This is a genomic window from Nordella sp. HKS 07 (assembly GCF_011046735.1).
In the GTDB taxonomy this organism is placed as follows: Bacteria; Pseudomonadota; Alphaproteobacteria; order Rhizobiales; family Aestuariivirgaceae; genus Taklimakanibacter.
In genome coordinates this window covers 391,199-416,550 of sequence record NZ_CP049258.1, presented here as the reverse complement: position 1 = coordinate 416,550, position 25,352 = coordinate 391,199, and the positions used below count along the sequence as shown (strand labels likewise).

The 25,352-nt window shown below is 64.5% G+C and carries 23 protein-coding genes and 1 pseudogene; 7 read left to right on the top strand and 17 right to left on the bottom strand.

Features of this window, described 5'->3' with window-relative positions; genetic code table 11:
- Position 1: 1 nt before the first annotated feature.
- Entirely contained in the window at positions 2 to 2,854 is a 2,853-nt protein-coding gene (locus tag G5V57_RS01970; protein ID WP_165165956.1) for a S8 family serine peptidase, read from the bottom strand.
- A gap of 357 nt (positions 2,855 to 3,211) precedes the next feature.
- Between G5V57_RS01970 and G5V57_RS01965 the strand changes: the two genes are divergently transcribed.
- The gene (locus G5V57_RS01965) at positions 3,212 to 3,772 is read left to right on the top strand and encodes a hypothetical protein (protein ID WP_165165955.1); all 561 of its coding nucleotides are present in this window, start codon (positions 3,212 to 3,214) and stop codon (positions 3,770 to 3,772) included.
- Between the two features lie 104 nt (positions 3,773 to 3,876).
- Positions 3,877 to 4,713 carry a 3-keto-5-aminohexanoate cleavage protein gene (locus tag G5V57_RS01960; RefSeq protein WP_165165954.1) on the top strand — a complete coding sequence of 279 codons (837 nt, stop codon included), beginning with the start codon at positions 3,877 to 3,879 and terminating at the stop codon, positions 4,711 to 4,713.
- Positions 4,714 to 4,793: 80 nt separating this feature from the next.
- On the opposite strand, the gene G5V57_RS01955 is transcribed toward G5V57_RS01960, so the two are convergent.
- The 15 genes and pseudogenes from G5V57_RS01955 to G5V57_RS01890 form a co-directional block, all read right to left on the bottom strand.
- Entirely contained in the window at positions 4,794 to 5,837 is a 1,044-nt protein-coding gene (locus G5V57_RS01955) for a peptidase C39 family protein (RefSeq protein WP_165165953.1), read from the bottom strand.
- 1 nt (position 5,838) lies between these two features.
- The gene (locus tag G5V57_RS01950) at positions 5,839 to 6,912 is read right to left on the bottom strand and encodes an ABC transporter ATP-binding protein (RefSeq protein ID WP_165165952.1); all 1,074 of its coding nucleotides are present in this window, start codon (positions 6,910 to 6,912) and stop codon (positions 5,839 to 5,841) included.
- Positions 6,909 to 7,895 carry an ABC transporter ATP-binding protein gene (locus G5V57_RS01945; RefSeq protein ID WP_165165951.1) on the bottom strand — a complete coding sequence of 329 codons (987 nt, stop codon included), beginning with the start codon at positions 7,893 to 7,895 and terminating at the stop codon, positions 6,909 to 6,911. The genes G5V57_RS01950 and G5V57_RS01945 overlap by 4 nt, the downstream gene beginning before the upstream one ends.
- Positions 7,896 to 7,897: 2 nt before the next feature.
- The gene (locus tag G5V57_RS01940; protein ID WP_206530175.1) at positions 7,898 to 8,725 is read right to left on the bottom strand and encodes an ABC transporter permease; all 828 of its coding nucleotides are present in this window, start codon (positions 8,723 to 8,725) and stop codon (positions 7,898 to 7,900) included.
- A gap of 8 nt (positions 8,726 to 8,733) precedes the next feature.
- The gene (locus tag G5V57_RS01935) at positions 8,734 to 9,681 is read right to left on the bottom strand and encodes an ABC transporter permease (RefSeq protein WP_165165949.1); all 948 of its coding nucleotides are present in this window, start codon (positions 9,679 to 9,681) and stop codon (positions 8,734 to 8,736) included.
- A gap of 43 nt (positions 9,682 to 9,724) precedes the next feature.
- Positions 9,725 to 10,363, bottom strand: a complete 639-nt coding sequence (locus G5V57_RS35065; protein ID WP_206530174.1) for an ABC transporter substrate-binding protein — start codon at positions 10,361 to 10,363, stop codon at positions 9,725 to 9,727.
- Complete coding sequence (locus G5V57_RS35060; protein ID WP_206530173.1) at positions 10,341 to 11,306, bottom strand: ABC transporter substrate-binding protein; 966 nt, start codon at positions 11,304 to 11,306, stop codon at positions 10,341 to 10,343. Before G5V57_RS35060 ends, G5V57_RS35065 begins: the two co-directional genes overlap by 23 nt.
- A gap of 309 nt (positions 11,307 to 11,615) precedes the next feature.
- Positions 11,616 to 12,575: pseudogene (gene gcvA / locus G5V57_RS34095) on the bottom strand (transcriptional regulator GcvA).
- A 116-nt stretch (positions 12,576 to 12,691) separates the two neighbouring features.
- Positions 12,692 to 14,374, bottom strand: coding sequence for an alpha/beta-hydrolase family protein (locus G5V57_RS01920; RefSeq protein WP_165165948.1), 1,683 nt, complete (start codon positions 14,372 to 14,374; stop codon positions 12,692 to 12,694).
- A 560-nt stretch (positions 14,375 to 14,934) separates the two neighbouring features.
- On the bottom strand, positions 14,935 to 16,056 hold the full coding sequence (locus G5V57_RS01915; RefSeq protein ID WP_165165947.1) for an ABC transporter substrate-binding protein: 1,122 nt from the start codon (positions 16,054 to 16,056) through the stop codon (positions 14,935 to 14,937).
- Between the two features lie 22 nt (positions 16,057 to 16,078).
- Entirely contained in the window at positions 16,079 to 16,534 is a 456-nt protein-coding gene (locus tag G5V57_RS01910; protein WP_165165946.1) for a hypothetical protein, read from the bottom strand.
- Positions 16,535 to 16,556: 22 nt separating this feature from the next.
- Positions 16,557 to 17,009 (bottom strand): hypothetical protein, encoded by a 453-nt coding sequence (locus G5V57_RS01905; RefSeq protein WP_165165945.1) that lies wholly within the window; start codon positions 17,007 to 17,009, stop codon positions 16,557 to 16,559.
- Positions 17,010 to 17,020: 11 nt separating this feature from the next.
- Complete coding sequence (locus G5V57_RS01900; protein WP_165165944.1) at positions 17,021 to 18,025, bottom strand: dimethylarginine dimethylaminohydrolase family protein; 1,005 nt, start codon at positions 18,023 to 18,025, stop codon at positions 17,021 to 17,023.
- Between the two features lie 31 nt (positions 18,026 to 18,056).
- Entirely contained in the window at positions 18,057 to 18,800 is a 744-nt protein-coding gene (locus tag G5V57_RS01895) for an SDR family NAD(P)-dependent oxidoreductase (protein WP_165165943.1), read from the bottom strand.
- Positions 18,797 to 19,444: a TetR/AcrR family transcriptional regulator gene (locus G5V57_RS01890; protein WP_165165942.1), complete on the bottom strand. Its 648-nt coding sequence runs from the start codon at positions 19,442 to 19,444 to the stop codon at positions 18,797 to 18,799. Before G5V57_RS01890 ends, G5V57_RS01895 begins: the two co-directional genes overlap by 4 nt.
- Positions 19,445 to 19,712: 268 nt before the next feature.
- Here G5V57_RS01890 and G5V57_RS01885 point away from each other — a divergent pair, with 268 nt between their 5' ends.
- The 5 genes from G5V57_RS01885 (at position 19,713) to G5V57_RS01865 (ending at position 24,640) form a co-directional block, all read left to right on the top strand.
- The gene (locus G5V57_RS01885) at positions 19,713 to 20,831 is read left to right on the top strand and encodes an ABC transporter substrate-binding protein (RefSeq protein WP_165165941.1); all 1,119 of its coding nucleotides are present in this window, start codon (positions 19,713 to 19,715) and stop codon (positions 20,829 to 20,831) included.
- Positions 20,832 to 20,969: 138 nt separating this feature from the next.
- On the top strand, positions 20,970 to 21,797 hold the full coding sequence (locus G5V57_RS01880; protein ID WP_165165940.1) for an ABC transporter permease: 828 nt from the start codon (positions 20,970 to 20,972) through the stop codon (positions 21,795 to 21,797).
- Complete coding sequence (locus tag G5V57_RS01875) at positions 21,797 to 22,597, top strand: ABC transporter permease (RefSeq protein WP_165165939.1); 801 nt, start codon at positions 21,797 to 21,799, stop codon at positions 22,595 to 22,597. Before G5V57_RS01880 ends, G5V57_RS01875 begins: the two co-directional genes overlap by 1 nt.
- Positions 22,598 to 22,617: 20 nt before the next feature.
- Entirely contained in the window at positions 22,618 to 23,535 is a 918-nt protein-coding gene (locus G5V57_RS01870; protein WP_206530170.1) for a polysaccharide deacetylase, read from the top strand.
- Position 23,536: 1 nt separating this feature from the next.
- On the top strand, positions 23,537 to 24,640 hold the full coding sequence (locus tag G5V57_RS01865) for an ABC transporter ATP-binding protein (RefSeq protein WP_165165938.1): 1,104 nt from the start codon (positions 23,537 to 23,539) through the stop codon (positions 24,638 to 24,640).
- A 156-nt stretch (positions 24,641 to 24,796) separates the two neighbouring features.
- Here the strand turns inward: G5V57_RS01865 and G5V57_RS01860 are convergent, their stop codons facing one another.
- Positions 24,797 to 25,270 carry a VOC family protein gene (locus tag G5V57_RS01860; protein WP_165165937.1) on the bottom strand — a complete coding sequence of 158 codons (474 nt, stop codon included), beginning with the start codon at positions 25,268 to 25,270 and terminating at the stop codon, positions 24,797 to 24,799.
- Between the last annotated feature and the right edge of the window lie 82 nt (positions 25,271 to 25,352).

The window sequence follows — 25,352 nt, the reverse complement described above, 5'->3', positions numbered from 1 at the left end:
GCTAGCGCCGCCGTCCGGCCGCCTTCTTCTTCGGTGCGGGTTTCTTCCGGCGTGGCGCCGTCTTGCGGCCGGACCGGAAGAAGGCGGCGAGAGCCGTGCGGTCGATGAGCCTCGGATTGTCGCCGGCCTCCTCATAAACGGTGGCGAGATCATGGGCGAGATTCTGGCGAAGAACCTCGCCGCCGAAATGCAGCCCGCCGACGCCATAGGGCGAGCGCAGACTCAGGATGGGAGAGCCCGAGCAGCCGCCGAGGGTCGTGGCGTCATGAGTGAAGGCCCAGCCGGCCGCATCGCCGACGACCGAGCCCCGTTCATTCAGGATCCTTCCGGGGCACACATATTTGACGCCGTATTCGTCGCCGAACAGCTCGAAGAAGCGATCCCAGATGGCGGTCGATACCTTGCCGGTGTCGGGATCGATAGCGGCCTCGCGGGGCGGTGGGGCGGGATAGCCGGTGACGATCAGGTTCGATTGCGGGCCGGCACCGGTCCGCATCGGCGCATGGCCTGCGGCCGCCGGCAATGCCGTGCCGGCCGTATTGGTGGTCTCGACTTCCACTATGGCGACATCGAGCTTCGTGAGGTCGACGAACGGTCCGATCCGCGATCGCCCGGCGGTCACGATGCTTTTGATCGCGAAGCGCCGCGTATCGTCGACAGCCGCTTCATCGAAGCAGATTGAAACCTCGCGGCTGAGAAGGAAACGCTGCCTGCCGCTTGCAACCGGCATCGGCTCGGCGAAGACATCGATGACATGGCGGTTCGTCAAAACCAGACCTTTGCCGATCACCGTGCCGGTGCCGACATGGACATGACCCTGCGCGGTCTTGACGTCGATGCGGCCGACGGCATCGAAGACGGGCTTCAGCGCCCGGCGGGCGGGGCCCAGATAACCGGCCCAGTCCTCGAGCTGCGGATCCTGGGGATCGATCATGCCGCCGACGATGCGCAGCGCCGGCCGGTCGGTGAGGCGAACGATCGCCTCGGTGGCGGCGCGCAGCATCGCGGCCGACCTGCCTTTGGCAGGCTCGCCGCCGGCCAGCGTCGCGATCACCTCCTCGGCGCCGGTCATGAATTCGCGGCGCGCGCCGGCGGCGGCTTCGGTCGCCGCGGCCCTGGATGTCCTGAATTCGAGGGCCCTTTCGATACGGTCCAGCGTCCGCCGGGTACCCGCCTCGGCGACCATCCGGGTGACGGCGACCTCCGGCGACGCTGCCGCCTCGGCGCCGGCCGCCAGAGAAGTTTCGGGCGTGCGCGCGCCGACAAAGGACGTGCGGGGGCTTCGCGCCGCGTACCGTGCCGCCACCGGTGCCGAGGGCGCCTTTGCCTTCCTCCCGAGGGCATCGGCAAGCGCCTGGCTCGGCCGTGGCGGTATGGCGCTTTCCAGGGCGCCGGCGCGTTCGGGGATACGGCGTTGTATGTCATCGGCGGCCAGATAGCCGGCCTCGGCGACGAAGCGCCGGTGATCTCCCGCCGCCTTGAGGATGCCGGCACCGGGATTGGCTTCGGCGGCGGGCGCCACCGCCGGGATGGCGGTGAGGGAGAGGTTCAGCAAATCGAAAGCATCGACGATGCCGGTGCCCATGGAGCTTGCGGGCCAGCCGGGAGGTTTTCTCGCGGTCTTCCTGACGGCGGCGCGGAACAGCTCATGCACCGTCGTATTGCGCCTGGTGGCCTCGTCGCGGACCGTCTGCACGCCATGCCGCGCGAGCCACAGGGCCGCCGCGCCGGCTGTCAAGGCAACGGCGAAGGACGTTCCCTGGCCTGGCTCCACCAGAGCCTTGTTCGTGTCGCTCGGCTTGTTGCGGCGCGCGATATAGACATTCTCGGCGGGCGCCGAAACATCGACCTTCGAGCCGTGGGAGGAGCCTCTCCACTTCTTGTCCTTGATGTTGACACCGGCGACGGCGATCACGTTCCTGTCCCAGCCGGGATAGACCACGAAGGGAACGCAGTTGCCCGCCGCCGCGAGCACGATCATGCCGCCATTGACGGCACGGGCGATCGCGCGCTTGAGATCGGAACCCTCGATGGGGCCGCCGAGACTCATCGTGATGATGTGACAGCCATTCAGCCGCGCATGGTCGATGGCCGATGCAACGGCGCCGCCGGCGCCGATGATCACATTGTTGATGCAGCGAACGGGAACCAGCGTCGCTCCCGGCGCGCTGCCGACGATGGATAGCGAGGCGCGGCTGATCGCGACACTCGAGGTTCCGGTGCCATGGCCGGGATTGGACATCGAGGAGGACAGTGGATCGATCGGTGGGCCTGAGCCTTTGAGGATGTCCTTGCCCTTGGCGAGATCGAGGGCGGTGTCGAGCTCGCGATGATCGGCGACGCCGGTATCGGGCTGGCCTATCAATATGCCTTCACCCTTTGTCCCGAAGGCCGCCCAGGCTTGATCGGCGCGCATCGCCGTGATGGCCCAGCGCTGTTGCCGCGGTGCCTCGGCGTGCGATTTGCAGAGCTCCCAGAAGATGTCGCCGACGGATTCGGGCGCCGGGCGCATCAGCTCGTCGTCCGGAATCCAGGCCGGATCGACATCCGGAACGCAGGAGGCCAGATCGAAATCGTCAACGAGATGTTGTGCCACGTCGAAGAGAAAGCTCGACGACTGTTGCCGTATGACACCCGGAAACTGCAGCACATAGATCAGCGGGTCTTCGCCGGGCGGCAACCGGAAGAACTGAAACCGGTCGCTGCCCATGAGCTCGCGCAACTTCCGGCGTTGCCGGGCCACATTCGGCGGGGCGGCATATTCAAAGGTGAAACGCAGGATTCCCGGTGTCAGAACCTCGGCCTTGGTCAGCTTTGCGGCTCTTGCCGCAGCGCGTAGAAATTCTCGGTACATGTCGGCCCACTCCAGTGTCGCCCTCGGTGGTGGCTATGGATTCGGCGCAGTACGGATTTTCGTCGAGTTTCTTGGCGGTCGCAGCCGGCAGACGCGGCTTCCGGCGTCGTGTCCCGAAACACTCTTTCAAGAGATCTGTCGGCTATTGAGTGTTACGCAACGATATATCAGGCGGCGGCGCTTGAAAAGAGCCGGTTTGGGGGGCGCATCGGATTGGCCAAAACCGCCGCCTGAGTGGACGGATTAATCAAAAGTTAACCGGGCGGCGACCATCGTGCCGTTGGCAGGATGAAACACGCCACCCATCGGCATCGGGAGATTCATAAAGAGCAGGGTGATGCCGCGGAGGAACCAGGGATGGTCGTAGGTCCAACCGCTTCGCGAGCGCTTGCTGCTCTCCAGCTCATCAAATCCAATATACAGACCGGCGCCGTCCCCAAACCTGTTCTGGCCAGTACCCTGGCGCCCATGGCGCAGCCGCGCCCCGGGCCCGGGGTATCCGACGCCCTCTCCAGGATCGGGCAGCCAACAGTCGGCACCAAGCTTGACGATCTTCCCGCTGATCACGCGGCGCGCCTGCGCACCTATGGAGTGGACACGGCCATTCGGGTGCCCAAGCCTTCGGTCAGTGACGAAGAGTTCGAGTCTCGTGTGATGAGCGAAATCAAGGAGAGCTGGGCGGGCCTCGACGGCTTCAGTGAAGCGCTCGCCAACGGCACGGTGAAGATAAATCGGGCAAGCGATGTGCCGGAACTCGGTTACGAGACGATCCAGTACGACATATACAAGGACGGGCACATTTTCGGCGGTACGGGTTGGAGCACGTTCAACAGGAGCTACTACGATGCCCAGGTCGCGGCAGGTGTCCGTCAGGGTGTGGGCTCAATCCAAGGCCTCGATTACTACGTAACGTGGTAGGCGGCGCATCGCCGTTTCGCCCCGTTTGAGGCATCGGCGGATGATGAGCCCCATGCTATACCGGCTCAAATCAAATAGCCCGCGCAAGAGAGCGAACGGACCTCATGACCCAGCCCTGCATCATCACCGTCGCCATCACCGGATCGGTCCCGCGCAAGGAGGACAATCCGGCAGTGCCGATCACCATTGCCGAGCAGATCGAATCGACGCAGGAGGCCTTCGAGGCGGGCGCCACCATCGCGCATGTCCATGTGCGCAAGGACGACCAGACGCCGACCTCCGATCCCGAACGCTTCGCGCGTCTCGGCGAAGGCCTGCGCAAACATTGCCCCGGCATGATCATCCAGTTCTCGACCGGCGGGCGCTCGGGCAAAGGCTCGGAGCGGGGCGGCATGCTGCATCTCAAGCCCGACATGGCGTCGCTTTCGACCGGATCGTGCAATTTTCCCACCATCATCTACGAGAACCACCCGACCCTTATCCGCGAGCTCGCCGACAAGATGAAGGAGCACGGCATCAAGCCCGAGATCGAGGTGTTCGATCTCTCGATGCTCTATCAGGCGCTGCGCCTCGCCGATGAAGGTGTGCTCAGCAAACCCCTGCATGTGCAGTTCGTCTTCGGCGTGAAGAACGCCATGCCGGCGATCCGCGATGTGCTCGATTTCCAGGTGAGCCAGCTCAGAAAGCTCATGCCCGAGGCGACCTGGACCGCCGCCGGCATCGGGCGCCATCAGCTCGAGGTCAATCATTGGGCGCTGGAGCTCGGCGGTCATTGCCGTACCGGGCTCGAGGACAATGTGCGCATCGATCGCACCCGGCTCGCGGCCTCCAATGCGGAGCTCGTCAAGCGGGTGGTGGCGCTGTGCGGCGACTATGGCCGCCGTCCGGCCACGCCTGAAGAAGCGCGGCGGATGCTGGGGCTTGCCGGCACCAGCGCCTGATCAGGAAAAGTGGGCCTCGGCTTTCCGTCCGGCCACGAAGCTTCTCCCGCGCTGCGCGCGGGAGAAGGGGAAACATGGATTCAGACCGAGAGCACGATCGCCGAGCGGTAGCGCGGTTCGCCATACCAGGCCATGCGGTCGAGAACGGAGAGGCGCACCGGCAGGTCATGCGCCTCGGCGCCCGTCTCGAAGGAGGCGCGGTCGATCCACGGATCGTTGATGAGGAACACATCGTCCTTCACCGAATGGGCGACGACCCAGTGCGGCGCGGTGTGGCCATGCGTCTCCATCTGGTCGATGAGGACGACGGCGATGGCGCCGCCGGCGACGGCGTCGCGGATCTCGGCGATGTCGAAGGCGCGCTTCTCGATGGCGATCTCTGCGGCGGACGCCCGGGCCTTGAAATCGGCCTGGACGAAACGCATCAGATCGCGTTTGGCTTCGGTATTGCCGCGGTCGAGCAGCACCGGCTCGTCGGTGCTCATGAAGAGTTTCGTTTCGTGCCCCCGCCGCGCCGCGGCGAGCGCCATGGCATAGGGATCGCAGCCGCCGGGACCTGTCAGACCGAAGACGGTCGTCGCCTCGCGCCACAGCGCGATCTCGAGATGCCGGTCGGGAACACGCCCGGGGTCGAAACCGGCGAAGCTCATGGCGAGCGAGCAGGGGCCGCAGGTGAATTCGGTCGTTTGCGCGTAAAGCGGCACCTCGCGCTTTGCCCGCATGCCGTGATTGGCGAGCCAGCGTTCGGAATAGCCGCGCTTGCCGGTGTCACGCGGCAAGCCGAGCACAAGGCGCATGTCATCCGCGATCTCGGATTCGGTTGTCTCCCCGGCGATGCGCCACGAGAGAATCCCGGCCTCGGCGGAGAGCTCCTCGAGCTTCGCGGCCAGCGCTTGGCTCGCCTCGCGGTCGCCGGCCCACATCCAGGCGACGCGGAACATCTGTGCGGTCGGGCGATGCAGAACCACGAGCACGCCGGTGATCATGCCGGACCGGCGCGCGATCAGGATCTTGCGGCCATGGACCGGCAGATAAAGCGCTAGACGTCCGGCGATGTCTTCCGGCAGGCCTGAAGGCAGGCTGGCGTCGGCAGCGAGGGTGGTCACGTCGATAGAGTCGGTCATTTCAGATCCTTGCTGATTTCGCGGCGGCGGCCTGGCGGTAAAGGGACAACAATCTATGGGTTCGCGGCGCATGCGCAAGCGCCGCATCCGAAGCGGAAGCGGGCGTGATCTCGCTCAAACGATGACAGGCGACCTCGGCGCCGGCATCCGTCGCCGTCAAAGCGGGCACATCCGTCCGGCAGCGCGGAATCGCAAAGGGACAGCGTGTGTGGAAGCGGCAGCCCGAGGGCGGGTCGAGCGGGCTCGGCACATCGCCCTTGAGCGCCACCCGGATGCGCTCATGTCCCGGACGCGGCACCGGGGCCGAGGCGAGAAGCGCCTGCGTATAGGGATGGCGGGCGCCGCCGAAAATCTGCTCCTTGGAGCCGATCTCGACGATGCGGCCCAGATACATCACCGCGACGCGATGGCTGATATGGCGCACCACCGACAGGCCGTGCGAGATGAAGAGATAGCTCAGGCCGAACTGACTTTGCAGATCCTGCAGCAGATTGACGATCTGGGCCTGGACCGAGACGTCGAGCGCCGACACCGGCTCATCGCAAATGATCACCTGGGGCTTGACGGCCAAGGCGCGGGCAATGCCGAGCCTTTGCCGCTGGCCTCCCGAGAACTGATGCGGATAGCGGTCGGCATGGGAGGGCGAGAGACCGACCTTGCCGAGAAGCTCGGCGACAAGCGATCGGGCGCTCGCCCGGTCGGCGAGACCGTGCAGCAAGGCCGGCTCCGCGATCAGTTCGCCCGCCGTCATGCGCGGATTGAGCGAGCCGTACGGATCCTGGAAGACGAACTGCAGCTTGCGCCTGAGGCCGTTGCGATCGCTTTTCGAGAAGGTCGCGATATCGCGGCCCTCGACCAGGATGCGCCCTGCGCTCGGCGTCGTCAGCCCTGCGAGCATCCGCCCGGTGGTGGACTTGCCGCAGCCACTCTCGCCCACCAGCGACAGGGTCTCGCCGGCCTGGAGCGTGAAAGCAAGACCGTCGACGGCGCTCACGGGGTGCTTGCGCCACGGCCAGCCGCCGCGCAGCGGGAAGCTCTTGCTCAAGTCCGTGACTTCGAGAAGCGGCGCCGTCATGTGAGATGATCCAGGAGGGGCGCGCGCCGGCAGGCCGAGAAATGCAGTGGCCGGATCTCGCGCAAGGCCGGCTCCTCGTCTTCGCATTGCGCTTCGGCGAAGGGACAGCGCGGCGCGAAGCGGCAGCCCTTGGGAAGGTCGAGCAGGTTGGGCAGCGCGCCGGTGATCGGCGCCAGTCGCCCCTCCGCGCCGGTCATCGACGGCATGGAGCTCAGAAGGCCCACCGTATAAGGGTGCTCCGGACCTTCGAAGAGCTCCGCCACCGGCGCCGTCTCGACGATGCGGCCCGCATACATGACGCAGACGCGGTCGGCCATTTCGGCGACGACGCCCAGATCATGCGTGATGAGGATGACGGCCGCTCCGGTTTTCGTCTTGAGATCGCGCATCAGGTCGAGAATTTGCGCCTGGACGGTGACGTCGAGCGCCGTGGTCGGCTCATCGGCGATCAGGAGCTTCGGCCGGCAGGCCAGCGCCATGGCGATCATGGCGCGCTGGCGCATGCCGCCCGACAATTCATGCGGATAGGCCTTCACGCGCTCGGCGGGCGAGGGAATGCCGGTGAGCCTCAGCATCTCGACCGCGCGCGCCATCGCCTCTGCGCGGGTCGCATTCTCATGCAGCAGGACGGCCTCGGCGATCTGATCGCCGATCGTGCGCACCGGATTGAGCGAGGTATTGGGCTCCTGGAAGATCATGGCGATGCGCCCGCCGCGGATCCGGCGGATCGCTGTGGGCGATTTCGTCAGGAGGTCGTCGCCTTCGAAGACGATCGCGCCCTTGGCGATGTGGCCGGGTGGCTCAGGAATGAGGCGTAGCAAGGCCAGCGACATGACGCTCTTGCCCGACCCCGATTCACCCACCACTGCCAGCGTCTCGCCTTCACTTACATGAAAGCTCGCCTCATCGACGGCCGTGATCGTTCCTGCCTCGGTCGTGAAGGAAACGGTGAGATCGCGGACATCGAGAAGGGGAGAGGTCATGATCAGCGCCGCAGCTTGGGATCGGTGAGGTCGCGGAAGGCGTCGCCCAGCATGTTGCAGGAGAGCACGATCAGGAAAATGAGCAGGCTCGCGGCGGTCGAGACATGCGGCGCCAGGAAGATGAAGCTGCGGCCCTCCGACGCGATGCTGCCGAGCTCGGCGATCGGCGGCTGCAGGCCGAGGCCCAGAAAGCCCAGGCCGGCGGCGAGCAGGATGGTCTCGCCGAACTGCAAGGTGCAGTAGACGATGATCGGGGCGGCGCAATTGCGCAGGAGATAACGGTGGATCAGCGCCGCGTCGGAGAGGCCGATGACGCGACCCGAATCCATGTATTCGGCCTGCATCACGCTTGCCGCCGCGGCGCGGGCGACGCGCGCGATGGGCGGGGCGGCGGACAGGCCGAGCGCCACTACGAGGCTGTTCATGCCGATGCCGAGCATCGTGGCGAGCGCCAGGCCGAACAGGATCGAGGGGAAGGACAGCATCACGTCGACCAGCCGCATCAGCGGGCCGTCCAGCCGTCTGTAGAAGGCGGCGAGAAGCCCGATGAGACCGCCGAGCACGGCGCCCGTAATAACGCCGGCGAAGCCGAGCGCCAGCGTGGTGCGGGCGCCGTAGAGAAGGCGGGTCAGGAGATCGCGGCCTTGCGTGTCGGTGCCGAGCAGATATTCGCCGCCCGGCGGGCGCAGGCGCATGCGCAGATTTGTCTCATAAGGATCGAAGGGCGAGATGAGAGGGGCGAAAAGCGCCGCGGCGACGATCAGAATCATGAAAACCAGGGCAACCGCCGCGGTGCGGTCCCTTGCCAGTCGACGGAGAAGGATGGTCAAGGCCGCGCTCATTTCGGCCCGCTCCGGACCCGGGGATCGAGCACGCCATAGAGCAGATCGACGATGAAATTCACGATGATGAAGCCGAGCGCCATGAGCAGGATGGTGCCTTGCGCCATAGGGAAGTCGCTCGACACGATGGCGCCGACGGCGAGCCGGCCGATGCCCGGCCAGGCGAAGATCGTCTCGGTGATGACGGCGCCGCCGAGCAGCGAGCCGATCTGCAGGCCGATCAAGGTGACGATGGGGATGAGGGCGGCGCGCAGCGCATGGCGTGTGACGACCTGGAATTCGCCGGCGCCCTTGGCGCGGGCGGTACGCACGAAATCGGCATTGAGCGCCTCGACCACCGTGGTGCGCGTCATGCGCGCCACCGGGCCGATGAACATGACGCCTAAAGTGATGGCGGGGAGGGCGATATGCCTGAGGCCGGCGAGTGTCCAGAGCGGGCCGCCGCGTCCCTGCAGGGGAAAGAGCTGCCAGCGGAAGGCCGCGAATTGCAGAAGCAGAAGGCCGATCCAGAATACCGGCACCGAGACACCGGCCACCGAAAGCGCCATCACGGCGCGGTCGAAGAGGCGGCCGCGCCTGGTCGCGGCGACGGTGCCGAGCAGAATGCCGAGCGGCACCGCCCAGACGAGGCTCATGAACATCAGCTCCAGCGTCGGCACCATGGCCGTCATCAATTCACGCGCCACCGGCGCGTTGTTGATGATGGAGCGGCCGAGATCGCCTTGCGCGACGCGAGAGACATAGAGCCAGAATTGCACCCAGAGCGGCTGGTCGAGGCCGAGCTGGCGGCGGATGACGGCGATCTCCTCCGCCGTGCCGGTTGGTCCCGAGATGACCGTCGCGGGATCGGTCGGGATGACCTGCAGCATCGCGAAGCCGATCAGCAGGACGCCGAACAGCACCGGGATGGAGGTCAACAGCCGCTGAAAGAACTGGCGGATCATGACTGATACGCTCCAGCGGCCGTCATCTCGTCGTGCGGAATGCTCAATTCGCGGCTTCGAGATCGAGTCCGTTGTAGAATGCGGCGCCGCTGACGCCATGCGGCTTGAAGGGCTTCAGGCGGCCGGTGGCGATGACGGTGAGGCGCTCTTCGACCAGCGGCTTCCACAATACCGCGTCATGGATGATCGCCTGGGCCTTGGCGAAGGCCTCATAGCGCGCTTGCGCGTTGACGGCTCCGTTGCCGGCCTTGATCAGCCGGTCGGTCTCGGGATCGTTCCAGTTCATGCGATTGGGGGTCGGCATGTTGGCCGAGAGGAAATAGAGATTCATCGCGTCGCCGGCCGAGAGATAGGGATAGTCCATCTGGAAGAGGTCGAAATCCTGCGTCTTGAGCTTGCCCCACACGATGGTGGCGTCATAGAGCTCGACCTTCATGTCGACGCCGACCTTGCGCAGGTCGCCCTGCATGGTTTCCGCCGTCTGGCGCGACACATTGCCGGTGAAGTCGTAGAAGGTGAGCGACAAGGGCACGCCGTCCTTGGCGCGCATGCCGTCGCCGCCGGCCTTCCAGCCCGCCTCGTCGAGCAGCGCCTTGGCGCGCTCGGGATCGTAGCGGAAGGCATCGAGCTTCATGTCCGCATTGAAGTCGAGCGCCGCCTTAAAAATAGGAAGTCGCGGCATCGGCCTCGCCGAAGAAGATGGTGTCGGCGATGGCGCTCTGGTCGATGGCCAGGCTGATCGCCTCGCGCACGCGCTTATCGGCGAGCTGCGGCCGGGTGATCTTCATGCCGAGATAATGGGTGCGGAAAGCCTGATCGGGATTGAGCTTCTGGATCCCCGGCGTGGCGGTGAGCTGGTCCATCGCCCAGGACGGCACCGCATAGGAGGCGTCGCCTTCGCCGGTCTGGAGTGCGGCGACGAGGGTCGCGTCCTCGGGCACGATCTTCCAGACGACGCTCTCCGCCTTGGCGGGACCCTGCGTGGCCGAAAAGACAGGTCCCCATTTATAGGCGTCATGGCGTTTCAGCACCGTCTCGGTGCGCGGCTGCCAGGACTGGAAGCAGAAGGGACCGGTGCCGTTGAATGCGGTGACGCCAAAATCATCCTTGAGCGCAGCCGCCTGCTCGGGATCGATGATGACGAAGTTGAACTGCGCCGTCTGGTAGAGGAGCTCGGAATAGGGCTGCTTCAGCCGGTATTCGACGGTGTAGTCGTCGACTGCCTTGACGCTCTCGACCTCGCCCGCCTTCCACTTGCTTACTCCCGGGAAATCGGGATTGAGCCAGCGCTCGACGGTGCCGACCACGGCCTTGGCGGTGAAAGGCTTGCCGTCGCAGAAGGTCACGTCCTTGCGCAGGCGGAAAGTATAGAGGAGGCCGTCCGGACTCACCTCCCAGCTCTCGGCGAGGCCGGGGCGAATGGTCTTCAGGTCGCGGTCGACCGTCACCAGCGTGTCGCCCACCATGTAGAGAATCTCGGCGGCGGCCAGCGTGGGGGAGCGCTGCGGATCGTAGCGATCGGCGTCGCTGCTGCGCAGGATGGTGATGGTACCAGCCGTTTGAGCGAAAGCAGGCGCCAGAAGGGCGGTACTCAGGGCCACGCCAAGAGCCAGCGGTTTGAACATCGTGGTTTCCTCCTCTTGCATCACGATCGTCCCGGGTCGTGACGCCCCGAAGAGACGATTGTGATCGAATATTTTTCATTCAACGCATGGCGGTGAGGAGGACAGGTAGCCTGCTTCTCCTGACCGCGCACCGGGTCGGCCGCTTGTCAACAACCCCGCCGCAACGCATCGCCTGATCCCGCCAAGCGCTTGCGCGCCCGACGACGGATGATCGGGTTGTCGATGTTATGAAGGGGCCGATTGGCAGCGGCCAGAGAGTCAACCTTAGCGACGCCCTGCGGGCCGCCCAAACGACTTAATCGCATGATTTCATTCCCCGGCGGAATGAAGTGTCGGTTTACGGCGACGGCGCTGCGGCAGGCCGCCGGACATGGTCGGGACGCCTGCCACTTCGTTCAGCACCCAGTGACGGAAGGCCCGGACGGCGGGTAGATGCTGCTTCCGTTCCGGATAGACGAGATAGTAATGCTGCGGGCTCTTCATCGGCCGGCCGAATGGCATGACGAGGCTTCCCGCCGAAAGCTCCGTCTCGATCATGAAACGCGGCACGATGGCCATGCCGAGGGCGCTCACCGCCGCCTGGATGATCATTTCGAACTGCTCGAAGCGCAACCCTCGGAACGGATTGATCCGCGTTTCGCCGTGAGATTACAGCCAGTCCTTCCAGGCGCGCGGCCTGGCGCGGTGATGCAGAAGCTCGACGTCAGCGATGTCCTCGATGGCGCGCAACGGTCCCGCCGGTGACACCAGCACCGGCGCGCAGACCGCAATCACTTCGTCCTCCATCAGCCGGTCGGATGGGCCGCCGGGCCACGGGCTTTCGCCGAAATAGACGGCGACATCGACATTCTCCTCGACAAGATCGAAGGGCCAGGTGCGCGCACTGATATAAAGGGTGATGCGCGGATGCTGCGCCATGAAACGGGAGATGCGCGGGGCGAGCCAGCGCGTGCCGAATGTCGGCAGCGTGGCGATATTGAGGATGCCGTCCTCGCCTTGCGCCGCGAGCGCTTCCATCGTCGCCGACTCCATGATCTCGAGCGCCTCGCGCACCTTGCCGAGATAGAGCTGGCCGACCTGGGTCAGCACGATGCGCTGGCGCACGCGCTCGAAGAGATGGAGACCTAGGAAATCCTCCAGAGCCCGCACCTGCTTGCTGACCGCACCCTGCGTCATATTCAGTTCTTCCGCAGCGCGCGTGAAGCTCGAATGCCGCGCGGAGGCTTCGAAGATGGTGAGAGAGGGCAGTGAGGGCAAAACGCGGCGCATGGATCAAGCTCTATTGATATCGCGACCAAATGCAAGACGGCGCGTAGCGTCGCCTCGCGCTTACCGACCTCTTCAACTTTAGCGGGTTGTGCTCGAATTGATCAACGGAGACGGCTTCATCCGCCGCGATTCTCATCGCTCTTCTTACCGTCGGTCCGCGCGGCTTTCAGATGCTGCTTGAGCCGGGCAATGTCGTCGGCCGTCCAGCCCGGCGCGCCGGTGACCTCGATCCAGGCGTCGACATAGTGCTCGGGCGCGTAGACATGGCCGAAGCCCATGGGTGTCGTCGTCGCGACAGCCATGTCGAGCGCCAGCTGCAGCATGGTGACGAGGGGATACCAGGTGAGCTCGGGCGAGACGTCGGGGCCGCGCGGGCGCTCCATCCAGGCGGGTGAGCGATAGAGGTCGCGAAAATCGAAGAAGGTAACGGCATCGCTCGCATATTGCAGATAGACGATGCGCATCGGGCCCCAGGGCGCCGCGGGCGTAGCGCCCAGCCCGTTCTGGTTCATGAAGCGCACGAAGGAGCCGTCGCGGAATTGCGGCAGCCAGGCGGGCGATCCGGCGTTGCGCAGGTCGGTCACCGAGCGCCAGCCGCGGCTCGCGAAGGGCGGCCCGCTCCACAGGGCGCCGTCGATGGGATCGCCGATCATCTCGAAGAGCTGCGCCGATTTCTCGGAGTTCATCGCGCCGAGGCTCAGGCCATGAAGATAGAGGCGCGGCCGCCGGTCCTTGGGCAGCGTGGTCCAATAGGCATAGACCTCGCGGAAGAGCGCGCGGGCGGCCTCCTCGCCATATTCGGGCTGCACCAGCAGGGAGAGCGGGCTCGACAGATAGGAATATTGCTGGGCGACGCTCGCCACATCGCCCTCATGCAGATATTCGAGGCTGTCGAGCGCCGAGGGATCGATCCAGCCGGTGCCTGTCGGGGTGATGACGACCAGCAGCGAACGCTCGAAGGCGCCGACGCGCTTGAGTTCGGCCAGCGCAAGCCTGGCGCGTTGCTCAGGGCTTTCGGCGGCATTGAGCCCCACATAGACGCGGATCGGCTCGAGCGCGGCGCGTCCGGTCAGTGCGCTGATCGCCGCTGCCGTGGGACCCGAGGCCACGAATTCGCGTCCCGCGCGCCCGAGATCGGTCCATCTGACGAGCGAGGCGCTGCTTCCGGTCTTGACGGCAAGCGTCGGCTTGGGACTGTCCGGCTCGATGAGCGCGTCAAATTCCCGGAAGCTCGAATCGGCGGCCTGGATCGCCAGACGGAAAAACATGTCATTGGCCAGAAGCCAGAACAGCAGCACGGCCAGAACGACGCCGATCACGTTGGCGACGCGCCTCGGCACGATGCGGCGCATCCTCGCCGCGACGAAGCGGGCAACCTGGCGGAACAGCCGCGCCAGCACGAGCAGTGTGATGAAGGTGAGAAGCGCGATCAGCGAGAGCTTGGTCGGATGGGCGCTGGTCACCGGCTCCATCTGCATCAGGAGGCGGATGGAATTCTGCCACTCCGCCGCGCGCCACAAAAAATAGACTGCCACGGCGGCGCAGAGAATCGCGATGACGGTATTGGCGATCAAGCGGAAGCGCTCGCGGGGCTCGGGCAGCTCCAGATAGGCCCATAGCCAGCGCCAGAAAACGCCGATGCCGTAGCCCAAGGCGAAACAGGCGCCCGACAATACACCTTGCGTCAGAAATGTGCGGGGCACCAACGTAGGGGTCAAGGCGGCGGCGAAGAACAGCGTGCCGAGGAGCAAACCTATGCCTGAGAGAGAGTGCCAAAAATCGAGCCAGCGGCGTCCCATGCGCTATTCCCCGGGGTGAGTAATCCCTCCATTATATCCACCCTCTCCCGCAAACGGCAGGGCTGCTCCGGGAAAACTCGGCGAACCTCAGGGAAGGCCCGGTGAGACGCGCCAAATTCGCCACCCGAAACTAAAACGGCAAAATCAAACCGTCATCCCGGCGAAAGCCGCTATCGTATGCACACATCTCATCAAGAGATACGGCTCTTCCCCTCGCCCCGCGGGAGCGGGGAGAGGGAGGGCCCATTGCGAAGCAATGGGAAGGTGAGGGGCACCCGGCCTCTTGGCGCAATGACTAACAGATCTATCGCGATTGCTGAGTTAGCTAGAAAGAAGGGTAACAAGGATGCCCCTCACCCTCCCAACGCTGGCGCGTTGGGCCCCTCCCTCTCCCCTCTTTGAGGGGCGAGGGGTGACCTGCATCTCTCGTGAGATGTGGGAATGTGATAGCGGCGAAAGCCGGGATGACGACGCTGGGAGAGCTTGGGCGCGCTCCTCACATTAAAATGAGTGACAGCTCAGCGCCCAAACAAGAAGGGCGCCTTGCGGCGCCCTTTTGTTCAGCCTGCGATCGCGTCGATCCATTTGTTGAGCGCGTCGTCATAGTGATCGGCATACCAGGTCTCGTCGCGGATGATCTGCTTGGCGAGATTGGCGGGGAAGCCGGGGTCGATGCGCTGCTGTTCGGGGGTGAGGAGCGCCGAAGCGGCCGGATTGGACGGCGAGTTGCCGAGCTTGTCGAGCAGCACGATCTGGCGCTCGGGCGTGAGCGTCGAGGCGATGAACTGCTGCACCTTGGCGCCGGCCGGATTGCCCTTCGGCACCACCCAGGCGCCGGGGCAGTAATTCGCACCTTCCCAGACCCAGCTGACGCGCTTGTTGGTATCGCGCTCCAGCACGCTGGCGCGGGTGGAATAGATGCAGCCCATGACGATCTCGCCGTCGAGGAACATCTGCTGCGACTCAGCACCTGAGTCCCAGAAGATCAGATGGTCCTTGATGGTCTTCATCTTGGCGATAGCGCGGTCCATATCGAGCGGATAGAGCTTGTCGGCCGGCACGCCATCGGCGAGGAGAGCGCCTTCCGCGGCACCCATCATGTATTTCCACATGGCGCGCTTGCCGGGATATTTCTCGACGTCGAAGAAATCGGTCCAGCCGGTGGGCGCGTTGCCGCCCATTTTCCCGCTGTCATAGGCGATGACGAAGCTGAAGCCGTAATTGGCGATGCCATGCTCCCAGGCCCAGCCCTCGCGGATCATCTTCTTGTCGACGACCGAATAATCGATCGGCTCGAGATAGCCCTTGCGGCCGAGATCGATGGCGATGAAGCCATCGGCGTCGCAGACGTCCCAGATGACGTTCTTCTCGTCGACCTGGGCGCGGATCTTGCCGGGAAGCGGCGCACCGCCGATCACACTGACCTTGGTGCCGGTGTCGGCGGTGAAGGGGGCTCCCCAGGCTTCCGCCATGAAGGTCGCGGCGTCGCCGCCGAAATTGGAGACGACGATCTCGTTCGCCTGCGCCAGAACGTCGTCGGCGCCGAGGCTCAGCTTGGCGAGCGGGGCGGCGAAGCCGAGGGCGCCTAAGAGCTTGACGAAGCCGCGGCGGTCGATGCGGCCGGCTTTGAGATCGTCGATGCCGATCTGCAGGCGGTCGAGCTTGAATGCGTTGCGGGACATGATGGTGCTTCCACTTTTGTTGTTATCTATGATCTTTGGAATCGCCGCGCGTGACATGCGGCGTGATGCGGATGGCGCCGAATGCGTCGCGGGTGAAGCCGCGCACGCCGGCAAAGGAGATGCCGTGGCGGTCGAGCAGGGCGACGGCGTCATCCTCGAGACCTTGCGGCACATAGAGGAAGAAGTGGCGGTTGCCGGTCTCGGTCAGATTGTCGGCGCAGAGCGAGCAGGTCTTCCAGATCGGCGCCTTGGTCTCGTCGAGCGCCTCTTCGACCTCGCCGATCTCGCGCACCTCGCCCCTGGTGTTAACGATGACGATATCGGGGAAGTGCTCAGCCCCTTCATAGGGGATCGAGCGGGTCGGACGCTCGACATTGGTGAGCGTGACATAATCGGCCGGCCAATCCTTCTGGTCGTGGAAGGGGAAGCGCGTCCTGGCGATGTAGTTGACGACGGCGTCGTGCTGTTCACGAGTCATGAGTACTCTCTGATGCGATTGATTACTGGTGGTCGTAGCGGTCGCCACGGGTGAGATAGGGCGTCACCTTCACGTCATCGCCGGCGATCTCGTATTCGCGAAGTCCCGCGAAGGAGATCGCGTTGCTGTCGAGTGCCGCCAACGCTTCCGCGGCGAGACCCTTGCGCACATACACGAAGAGATTTTTCACTCCGGTTTCGTTCATCGTGTCGGTCACGTCAGAACAGAGCTTCCAGCGGGCGATGGCCTCATCGTCCACCTTGTCCTCGACCTCGCCGAGGCGGCAGGGCTCGCCTTTCTCGTTGAGGATGACGATGTCGGGCCAGTGCGGCCCATCCGGTCCTTCGACCGGATGAGTGCGCTTCGTGCCGTTGGTGAGCGTCTGGTAGCCTTCCGGCCAGTCGGTCTGGCCGGGGAAGGGGAAGCGGTTGGCCGCGATATAGGTGATGACGCGGTCCTGGTCGTCCTTCTGCATGATCATACGCCTCAGACCGCGTCGCGGATGAGCGGCGCCGTCGAGCAGTGCGGGCCGCCGCCGCCCGAGCAGACTAGATCATAGGGAACGGTCAGGACCTCGACGCCACGAGCGCTCAAGCGATCGAGCGTGTAGTTGGAGGCGCCCTCGGTCATGATCACGCGGCGCGGCGCCACCGCGAGACCGTTGATGATCCACGGATTGTCCTCGTGATGGACCTCCACCGTCTCGATGCCGAGCGCTTTGAGCTTCTGCAGGAAGGGGAAGGGCGTTTGCGCCGGATTCACCAGGGCCAAGTCGGGAGCGATCATCAGGAACAGGCCGTCGATATGGAGACGGTAGCCGGTGAGATCGATCTGGATGAGCTCGACGCCCTGCGAGCGCAGCACTTCCTCGATCTGGCGGCCGCCTTCGTCATTGCCGCGCGAGGAGCGCGAGAAGACGGCGGTCTTCTCATTGAGCCAGGCGAAGCTGCCGCCTTCGGCGATCGCGGTGCCGGAGAGCGTGCGCAGGATCGGGCAGCCGAGGCGGGCGAGCGTGCGTGTCGCCTGCACTTCCTCGCCACGGCGGATGCGCGGGCCCATGCGGGTGATGATGGCGCCACCGCCGACGCCGATGACGACGTCGCGCGTGTAGACTGATTTCATGCGGCCGGGGCCGGCCTGGTCGAGCATGACGATCTCGACGCCTTCATCCTTCAGGATCTTCACATAGGCGTCGTGCTGGCGCTGCATGCCGGCGAGATCGGGGCCCTGATTGCCACGCCAGTACCAGCCTTGCTGGATGTCGCCGAAGGCACCCATTTCGAGGCGCTTCGAGGTGTCGACGACGTTCACTTCCGGGCCGGGACGGTGCATCAGCACAACGCGCAGGCGGCCGACATCATTGGTGCAGCCCCAGGAGCGGCCCCACCAGCGCTTCAGCAGATCCGCATCCTCGAAAGCGGGTTCCGCTTCCGACGGGAAGATCTTGATCAGCTGGTTGTAGCGCCATTCATTCTCGGTCATCACGCTCATGGTGACATTTCCTCTTCTTGGGTTTTCGTAATCAGATGCCGACGATGGGATCGCCGCCATTGGGGCAGAGAAGCTGGCCGGTCATGTAGCCACCCTTGGGTCCCACGACGAAAGCGATCCAGTCGGCGATTTCTTCGGGCTCCGCCCATCTCTTGACGAGATTGAGCGCGGCCTCCTCCTCGAGCGCGTCCTGGCCGTAGCGCAAGGTCATGCCGGTGCGCACGACGCCCGGCGCCAGTGCGTTGACGAGGATGCCATCGGCGGCGAATTCGCGCGCCCAGGCCTTGGCGAAACCCAGCACCGCCGCCTTGGCGGCGGCATAGTGGCTCGATCTCTCGAAGCCGACCTGGGCGCGGTTGGAGGAGATGTTGAGGATGCGGCCATAGCGCTTCGCCTTCATCTCCGGCAGCACGGCGCGGGTGGCGGCGAGCGTGCCCCAGACATGGATGTCGAACAGGCGCTCATAGGCGGCCTTGTCGATATCCTCGATGACGGCGTTGAAGCCGGGCACGCCGGCATTGTTGATCAGAATGCTGACGCCGCCAGCTTCCACCGCGCTCTTGCGCAGCGTCGCCTCGTCGGCGACGCTGTAGACGGCGGGCAGCGCCTGGCCCTTGGCGTCGCGGATGGCCGTGACGACCGCGTTCACGCGATCTTGATCGACGTCCTGCACGATGACGCGGGCGCCTTCGGCGGCGAGCTTGACTGCGGTGGCGCGGCCTATGCCTGAGCCCGCTCCCGTCACCAAAGCGGTCTGTCCGGTGAAATCACTCATGCTGTTGCTGCTTTCTTCCTCTTGGAGGTTTTGGCGATGACGCCGGTGAAGACGAGGTCGAGATGCTCTTCGACCGTCACGCGCAGCTCCTCGATGGTCATCGTGTCCGACGAGATGAGCCGGCTGAAATGATATGTGCCGATCGCGGTGATGAGATCGGCGAACAATCGGATATCGACATCCTTCTTGATGCTGCCGCGCTTCTGGAAGCCGCCGAGCAGCTGGATGTAGTGGCGTTTGATGATGCCCTGGAAGCGCCGCGACAGGCGATGCTGGGGGCCGTCGGGCTCGCGATAGGGAGCCGAGAAGATGACGCGCCAGCATTCGCGGTTGAGGGTGCGTAAAGCCTGCTCGGTAAGGAGTTTCTCGAAGGCGTAGATCGCCTCGATCGGATCGTCGGGCGGGTTGCGCACGAGGTCGCGCCGTTCCGGATAGGCGGCACGCACATGGCGCACGGCGAGCGCCATCAGGATATTCGGCTTGCTGGTGAAGTAGTTATAGACGGTGCCCGGCGCCACCTGGGCGCTCTCGGCGATCTCCTCGATGCGGGTCGCCTCATAGCCCTGCGAGGCGAATAGCTCGGCGGCGACGTTCAGCATCTGATTGAAGCGTGTTTGCCTGTGCAGAGCGCGCAGCCCGGCCATGCGGAGTGCCTCCCGGTGAGATCGATGGTCCGGAATGATAATCACATCAAATTTGAAGTCGACTCCTTTTTTTTACTTGACTTAAAATTTAACGGAGGGAAACCTAGGGCATCGGCACGAAGGGCGCCTGGCGGTTTTCGGACCAGCCGATGCGAAGACTGAGAACAGGTGGCGGCCAAGAGGTGAAAGCCCTTGCCGCGCCGCGTACATGATGAGAGAAGCACGCCGCAGTTGAAGGCGGCCGCTACCGCAAGGAGAGGATACAAACATGAAGAAACACAGTTTTCAGGCTGATCTCGTCGAGATCGCCGCACAGGAGGTCAAGGCCGGCAGGCTTCATCGCCGCGACTTCCTTACGCTCCTGGCCGCGGCGGGTGCCGCACCCGCGCTCGGCGCCGTGCTCGGCTCCAATCCTGCTTCCGCGCAGGCCAGTGAGATCGTGCTCGCCAATTTCGGTGGCGACGCCATCAACGGCATGAGCGAAGCCTGGGGCAAACCCTTCACCGCCGATACCGGCATTCCGGTGCGCGTCGACGGCGGCAGCCCGCTCGCCGGCAAGATCAAGGCGATGGTCGAATCGAAGTCGGTGATCTGGGACGTCTGCGACGGCGACGGCTTCCTGTGCAATCAGCTCGGCAAGCAGGGCCTGCTCGACGAGGTCGACTATACCATCGTCGACAAGTCGAAAGTGCGCGAAGGCTGGGCCTGGCAGCACGGCATCGCCAACTACACCTACAGCTTCGTGCTCGCCTATAAGAAAGAGCTGTTCCCGGACAAGCCGCCGACCTATGCCGATTTCTTCGACACCAAGAAATATCCGGGCAAGCGCTCCATGTGGAAATACCAGATGGGCGCCATGGAGGCCTGCCTGCTCGGCGACGGTGTGGCGCGCGACAAGCTCTATCCGGCCGATCTCGACCGCGCCATCGCCAAGGCGAAGTCGCTCGGCGACGATGTGATCTATTGGGAATCGGGTGCCGAATCGCAGCAGATGTTCCTCGACGGCGAAGTCGTCATGGGCAACATCTGGAACACCCGCGCCAGCATTCTCGAGCGTGACACGCAAGGCAAGGTGACCTGGACCTGGGAAGACGGGCTCTACTGCCCCTCATCCTTCGTGATGCCCAAGGGTCATCCGGCGCCGAACGAGGCGGTGCAGAAGTTCCTGGCCTCGATTCTCGATCCCGAGCGGCAGATCAAGCTGCTCTCGATCCTCGGCAACGGCCCGACCAACCCGGCCGCGTCCGCTATGTTGCCGCCCGAACTGCGCCGCATCGACCCAGGCTATGGCGACAACGTCAAAGCACAGGCGATCCGCAGCGAGGAGTGGTATGAGATGAACTACGACGCCGCTGTGGAAAAGTGGATCGACGGCATAGCCGGCTGATCATGGCGGCGGGCAGCGCGCTTCCCGCGAAAGTTGCTCGACTTTCGCGACAAGGAAGCGCTCCAAATGTAAGAACCGGTCACGTTTATGGGTTTGGATTGACTCAATCCAAACTCACCGTGATCTAGGATATCCATTATGAGACAGCCTTATATAGGGTTCCTGCTGCCCGCCGCTTTTCTCGTCTGCGGCCTCTTCCTGGTCCCGGTGGGCCAGCTGATCATCCTGTCCTTCGACGGCTTCGCCGAGCCGTCGCTGCGCTGGTACGCGCAGATTCTCGAGACCGGCAGCATCCAGCGCATCCTGTGGACGACCTTCCGCATCGTGACCATCACGACGCTGATCGCGGTGCTGCTCGGCTATGCGGTGGCTTTCGCCATGGCGCATATGGGCCCGCGGCAGCGACTCCTGCTTTTGCTCTGCGTGCTGGTGCCGTTCTGGCTGTCGGTGCTGGTGCGGGCACTCGCCTGGCTCATCCTCTTGCGCAATAACGGCCTCATCAACGAGGGCCTGCTCGCCACCGGCCTCATCGGCGCGCCCTTGCCGCTGGTGCGCAACGAATTCGGCGTGATCATCGGCATGGTGCATTATCTCGTGCCCTATGCGGTCTTCCCGATCTTCGCCACCATGCAGAACATGGACGGCCGTCTGATGATGGCGGCGCGCAGCGTCGGCGCCTCGCCGCTCAGGACCTTCATCGACGTCTATCTGCCGGTGACGCTGCCGGCCGTCTTCGGTGCCGGCCTCCTGGTCTTCGTCTTCGGCCTCGGCTTCTTCGTGACGCCCGCCATTCTGGGCGGCGGTCGCGTCGTCATGCTCAGCGAATATGTCTCGATCTCGGTGCTGCAGACCTTGCGCTGGGGCCTCGCCGCTGCTCTGTCGGTTGTCCTTCTTGTCGCCACGCTCGCCTTGCTATGGATCGTCAGCAAGGTCGTCGGTGTGCGCCGTCTCCTGGGGAACGCGTGATGGAACTCAAAGGCTGGCCCCGCTTCGCCGTTTTCACGCTCGCCTGGACGGTGGCGCTGTTCCTGCTGCTGCCGGGGCTGGTCGCCATTCCGGTCGCCTTCAATGACAGCCGCTTCATCGCACTGCCGACCACCGGCCTGTCGCTCAGGCATTTCGAGACGCTGTTCAGCTCGGGTGGCTGGCTCGCCAGCATCGGCGACAGTCTGGGCATCGCGCTCGCCTCGACGGCGATCGCGGTCTCCCTGGGCACGCTGTGCGCGGTGGGCCTGTGGCGGGTGACGCCGTGGCTCGCCGGGCTCGTCGCGGCGCTGCTGCTCGCGCCGATGATCTTCCCGCCGATCGTCAGCGCGCTGGCGCTCTATCGCGCCTGGGTGGCGATCGGCATCTACGATACCTGGATCGGCGTCGTCCTCGCCCATTCCATTCTCGCCATTCCCTATGTGATCATCACGGTGACGACCTCGCTGAGCCTGCTCGACGGCAGGCTCGAGCAGGCGGCGCGCAGCCTCGGCGCCTCGCCGCTGCGCACGCTGGTCGACATCGTTCTGCCCAATATCCGCACCGGCGTCGCCACCGCGGCGGTCTTCGCCTTCATCGTCTCCTGGGACGAGATCGTGGTGACCATGTTCGTCTCGAGCCGGGCCGTCTATACGCTGCCCCGGCGCATGTGGGACGGCATCCGCGAGAATGTCGACCCGACGGTCGCCGCGGTCGCGACCGCGCTGATCGCTGTCACCGCCATCGGCGTGCTGCTCGCGGTGATGAGTTCCTGGCGCCGCGGCGGCGCCAAAGCGACATGACAGGAAATTCGAAGGACCCCATGCTGCCTCTGATCAACAATCCTCCACCATGGCCGAACGGCGCCCGTTGCGCGGTGTGCTTCTCCTTCGACATGGATGTCGAGAGCCTGCTGCATCTCTATCAGCGCGAGGCCGCTCCCTCGCGGCTCGCCACCTCCTCGGCGCTGCGCTATGGCCCCTTCGTCTCGATCCCGCGCCTCATCGACATCTTCAAGCACTACGGGCTGAAGCAGACCTTCTTCGTGCCGGGCTGGTGCATAGAGACGTACCCCAAGGCGATCGAGGCGCTGCTCGCGGCGGGCCACGAGATCGGCCATCACGGCTGGCTGCACGAGAAACCCTTCACGCTCTCAGCCGGCGATGAAGAACGCGTGCTCGACCGCGCCTTGCAGGCTTTCGACAAGGTCGTGGGCTCGCGCCCGAAGGGCTATCGAGCGCCCGCCTATGCGCTTTCTGAGCACACGCCCAATCTCCTGGTCGAGCGCGGCTTCACCTATGATGCCTCGCTGGTCGGCGACGACATTCCCTATATGCTCAAGGCCGACAAGGGCGCGCTCGTCGAACTGCCGTCCGATTTCGCGCTCGACGACTGGGTGCAATATGTGAACATGAAGGAATTCGGCTTCATGATGCCGATCCAGGCGCCGGAGCGGGCGATGGAGGTGTTCCGCGCCGAATTCGACGCCGCCTGGAATCACGGCGGCCTGTGGATCTCGGTCTGGCATCCCTTCGTATCGGGCCGCCTGGCGCGCGCCGAGGCGATCGTGCGTCTCATCGACCACATGCTCGCCAAGGGCGATGTGTGGTTCGCGCCGATGAGCGAGATCGCCGATCATGTGAATTCGCTGATCAAGACGGGTGTCTGGACGCCACGCACCGATCAGGTGCCGTTCTGGACGGAGCCCGTCGATCATCTCGTGACCGCCAGCCGAGGGTGACATGAAGCAAGCTCAGGAAAAACCGCCGATCGCTCTGTCGATCCGCAACCTCACCAAGAAATACGGCAAGGTGGCCGCGATCGATAATGTGTCGCTCGACATCGCGTCGGGCGAGTTCCTGAGCCTGCTCGGGCCGTCGGGCTCGGGCAAGTCGACCATCCTGATGGCGATCGCCGGCTTCGTGGCGCCGGATTCGGGCGAGATCCTGCTCAACGGCCAGAAGATCGACGCGCTGTCGCCGGAGAAGCGCAATTTCGGCGTGGTGTTCCAGGGCTATGCGCTGTTCCCGCATATGTCGGTGCGCGGCAATATCGCCTATCCGCTCAAACTGCGCGGCATCAAGGGGAGCGAGCTCGACGCCCAGGTCGAGCGCACCATCGATCTCGTGCATCTCTCCGCCTTGGCCGACCGCATGCCGCGGCAATTGTCGGGCGGCCAGCAGCAGCGCGTGGCGCTGGCGCGGGCGCTTGTGTTCGATCCCGCCGTCGTGCTGCTCGATGAGCCGCTGTCCGCCCTCGACAAGAAGCTCCGCGCCGAGCTGCAGTTCGAATTGCGCAGCCTGCATCAGCGCCTCCGCACCACCTTCGTCAATGTGACGCATGACCAGGAGGAGGCGATGACCATGTCTGACCGCATCGTCATCCTGCGCGACGGCGCGGTGCAGCAGATCGGCGCGCCTGACTCGCTCTACAACCGGCCCTCGACCCGTTTTGTCGCCGACTTCCTCGGCCGCGCCAATTTCCTCGAAGGCGCGATATCTTCGGTCAACGGCACCGAGCTCAAGATCGATGTGAAGGGCATCGCGGTGCGCCATGCCAAGGGCAGGGACGCGGCGGCCGCCGGCGAGAAGACGCTGCTCGCGCTGCGGCCCGAGCGGATTTCAGTCGTCTCTCCCGATGCCGCCAAGACGAGCCTCAACCGCATCGAAGGCAATGTCACGACCTCGGCCTTCGTCGGCAGCCAGTATGTTTATGTGGTGGAGACGCCGCTTGGGGTCCTCGAAAGCCAGATGCCGGCCTTCGAGGCAGGCCCGTTGCGCCAGCCCGGAGCTCAGGTTGCGGTGACCTGGTCGCCGGAAGCGGGCGTGCTCGTCAAGGATAAGTGACGATTTCCCTCACCCAGAGGTGCGACCCCGGCCTTGAGCCGGGGGAGCCTCGAAGAGTATGCTGCGGCGTGGGCGCTTTATCCTGAGGGGCGCTTCGAGGCCCGCCTTCGGCGGGCACCTCAGCGTGAGAATAGGAGCATGCTCCCCGTTGTTGTCTCAGCCACGCCGCGCCTTCTCGATCGCGGCGACGTCGATCTTCTTCATCGTCATCATAGCGTCGAAGGCGCGTTTTGCTTCCGCACCGCCGGCGGCCATGGCCTCCATCAGGACCCGCGGCGTGATCTGCCAGGACACGCCCCATTTGTCCTTGCACCAGCCGCATTCGCTTTCCTGCCCGCCATTGCCGACGATCGCGTTCCAATAGCGGTCGGTCTCTTCCTGGGTTTCGGTCGAGATCTGGAATGAGAAAGCTTCGTTATGCTTGAAAGCGGGGCCGCCATTGAGGCCGATGCAGGGAATGCCGGCCACGGTGAATTCCACCACCAGCGCGTCGCCCTTCTTGCCGCTGGGATAATCACCGGGTGCGTGATGCGTGGCGCCCACCTTGCTGTCGGGAAAGACGCCCGCATAGAAGCGCGCCGCGTCCTCGGCGTCCTTGTCGTACCACAGGCAAATCGTGTTCTTGGCCATTGCTTGTCCTCTTCGTCATCCGGATGATGATTTAGCGTCTGTGCTAGCCCCGCCACATTCGATGAAACGTCCAAATGCTGGA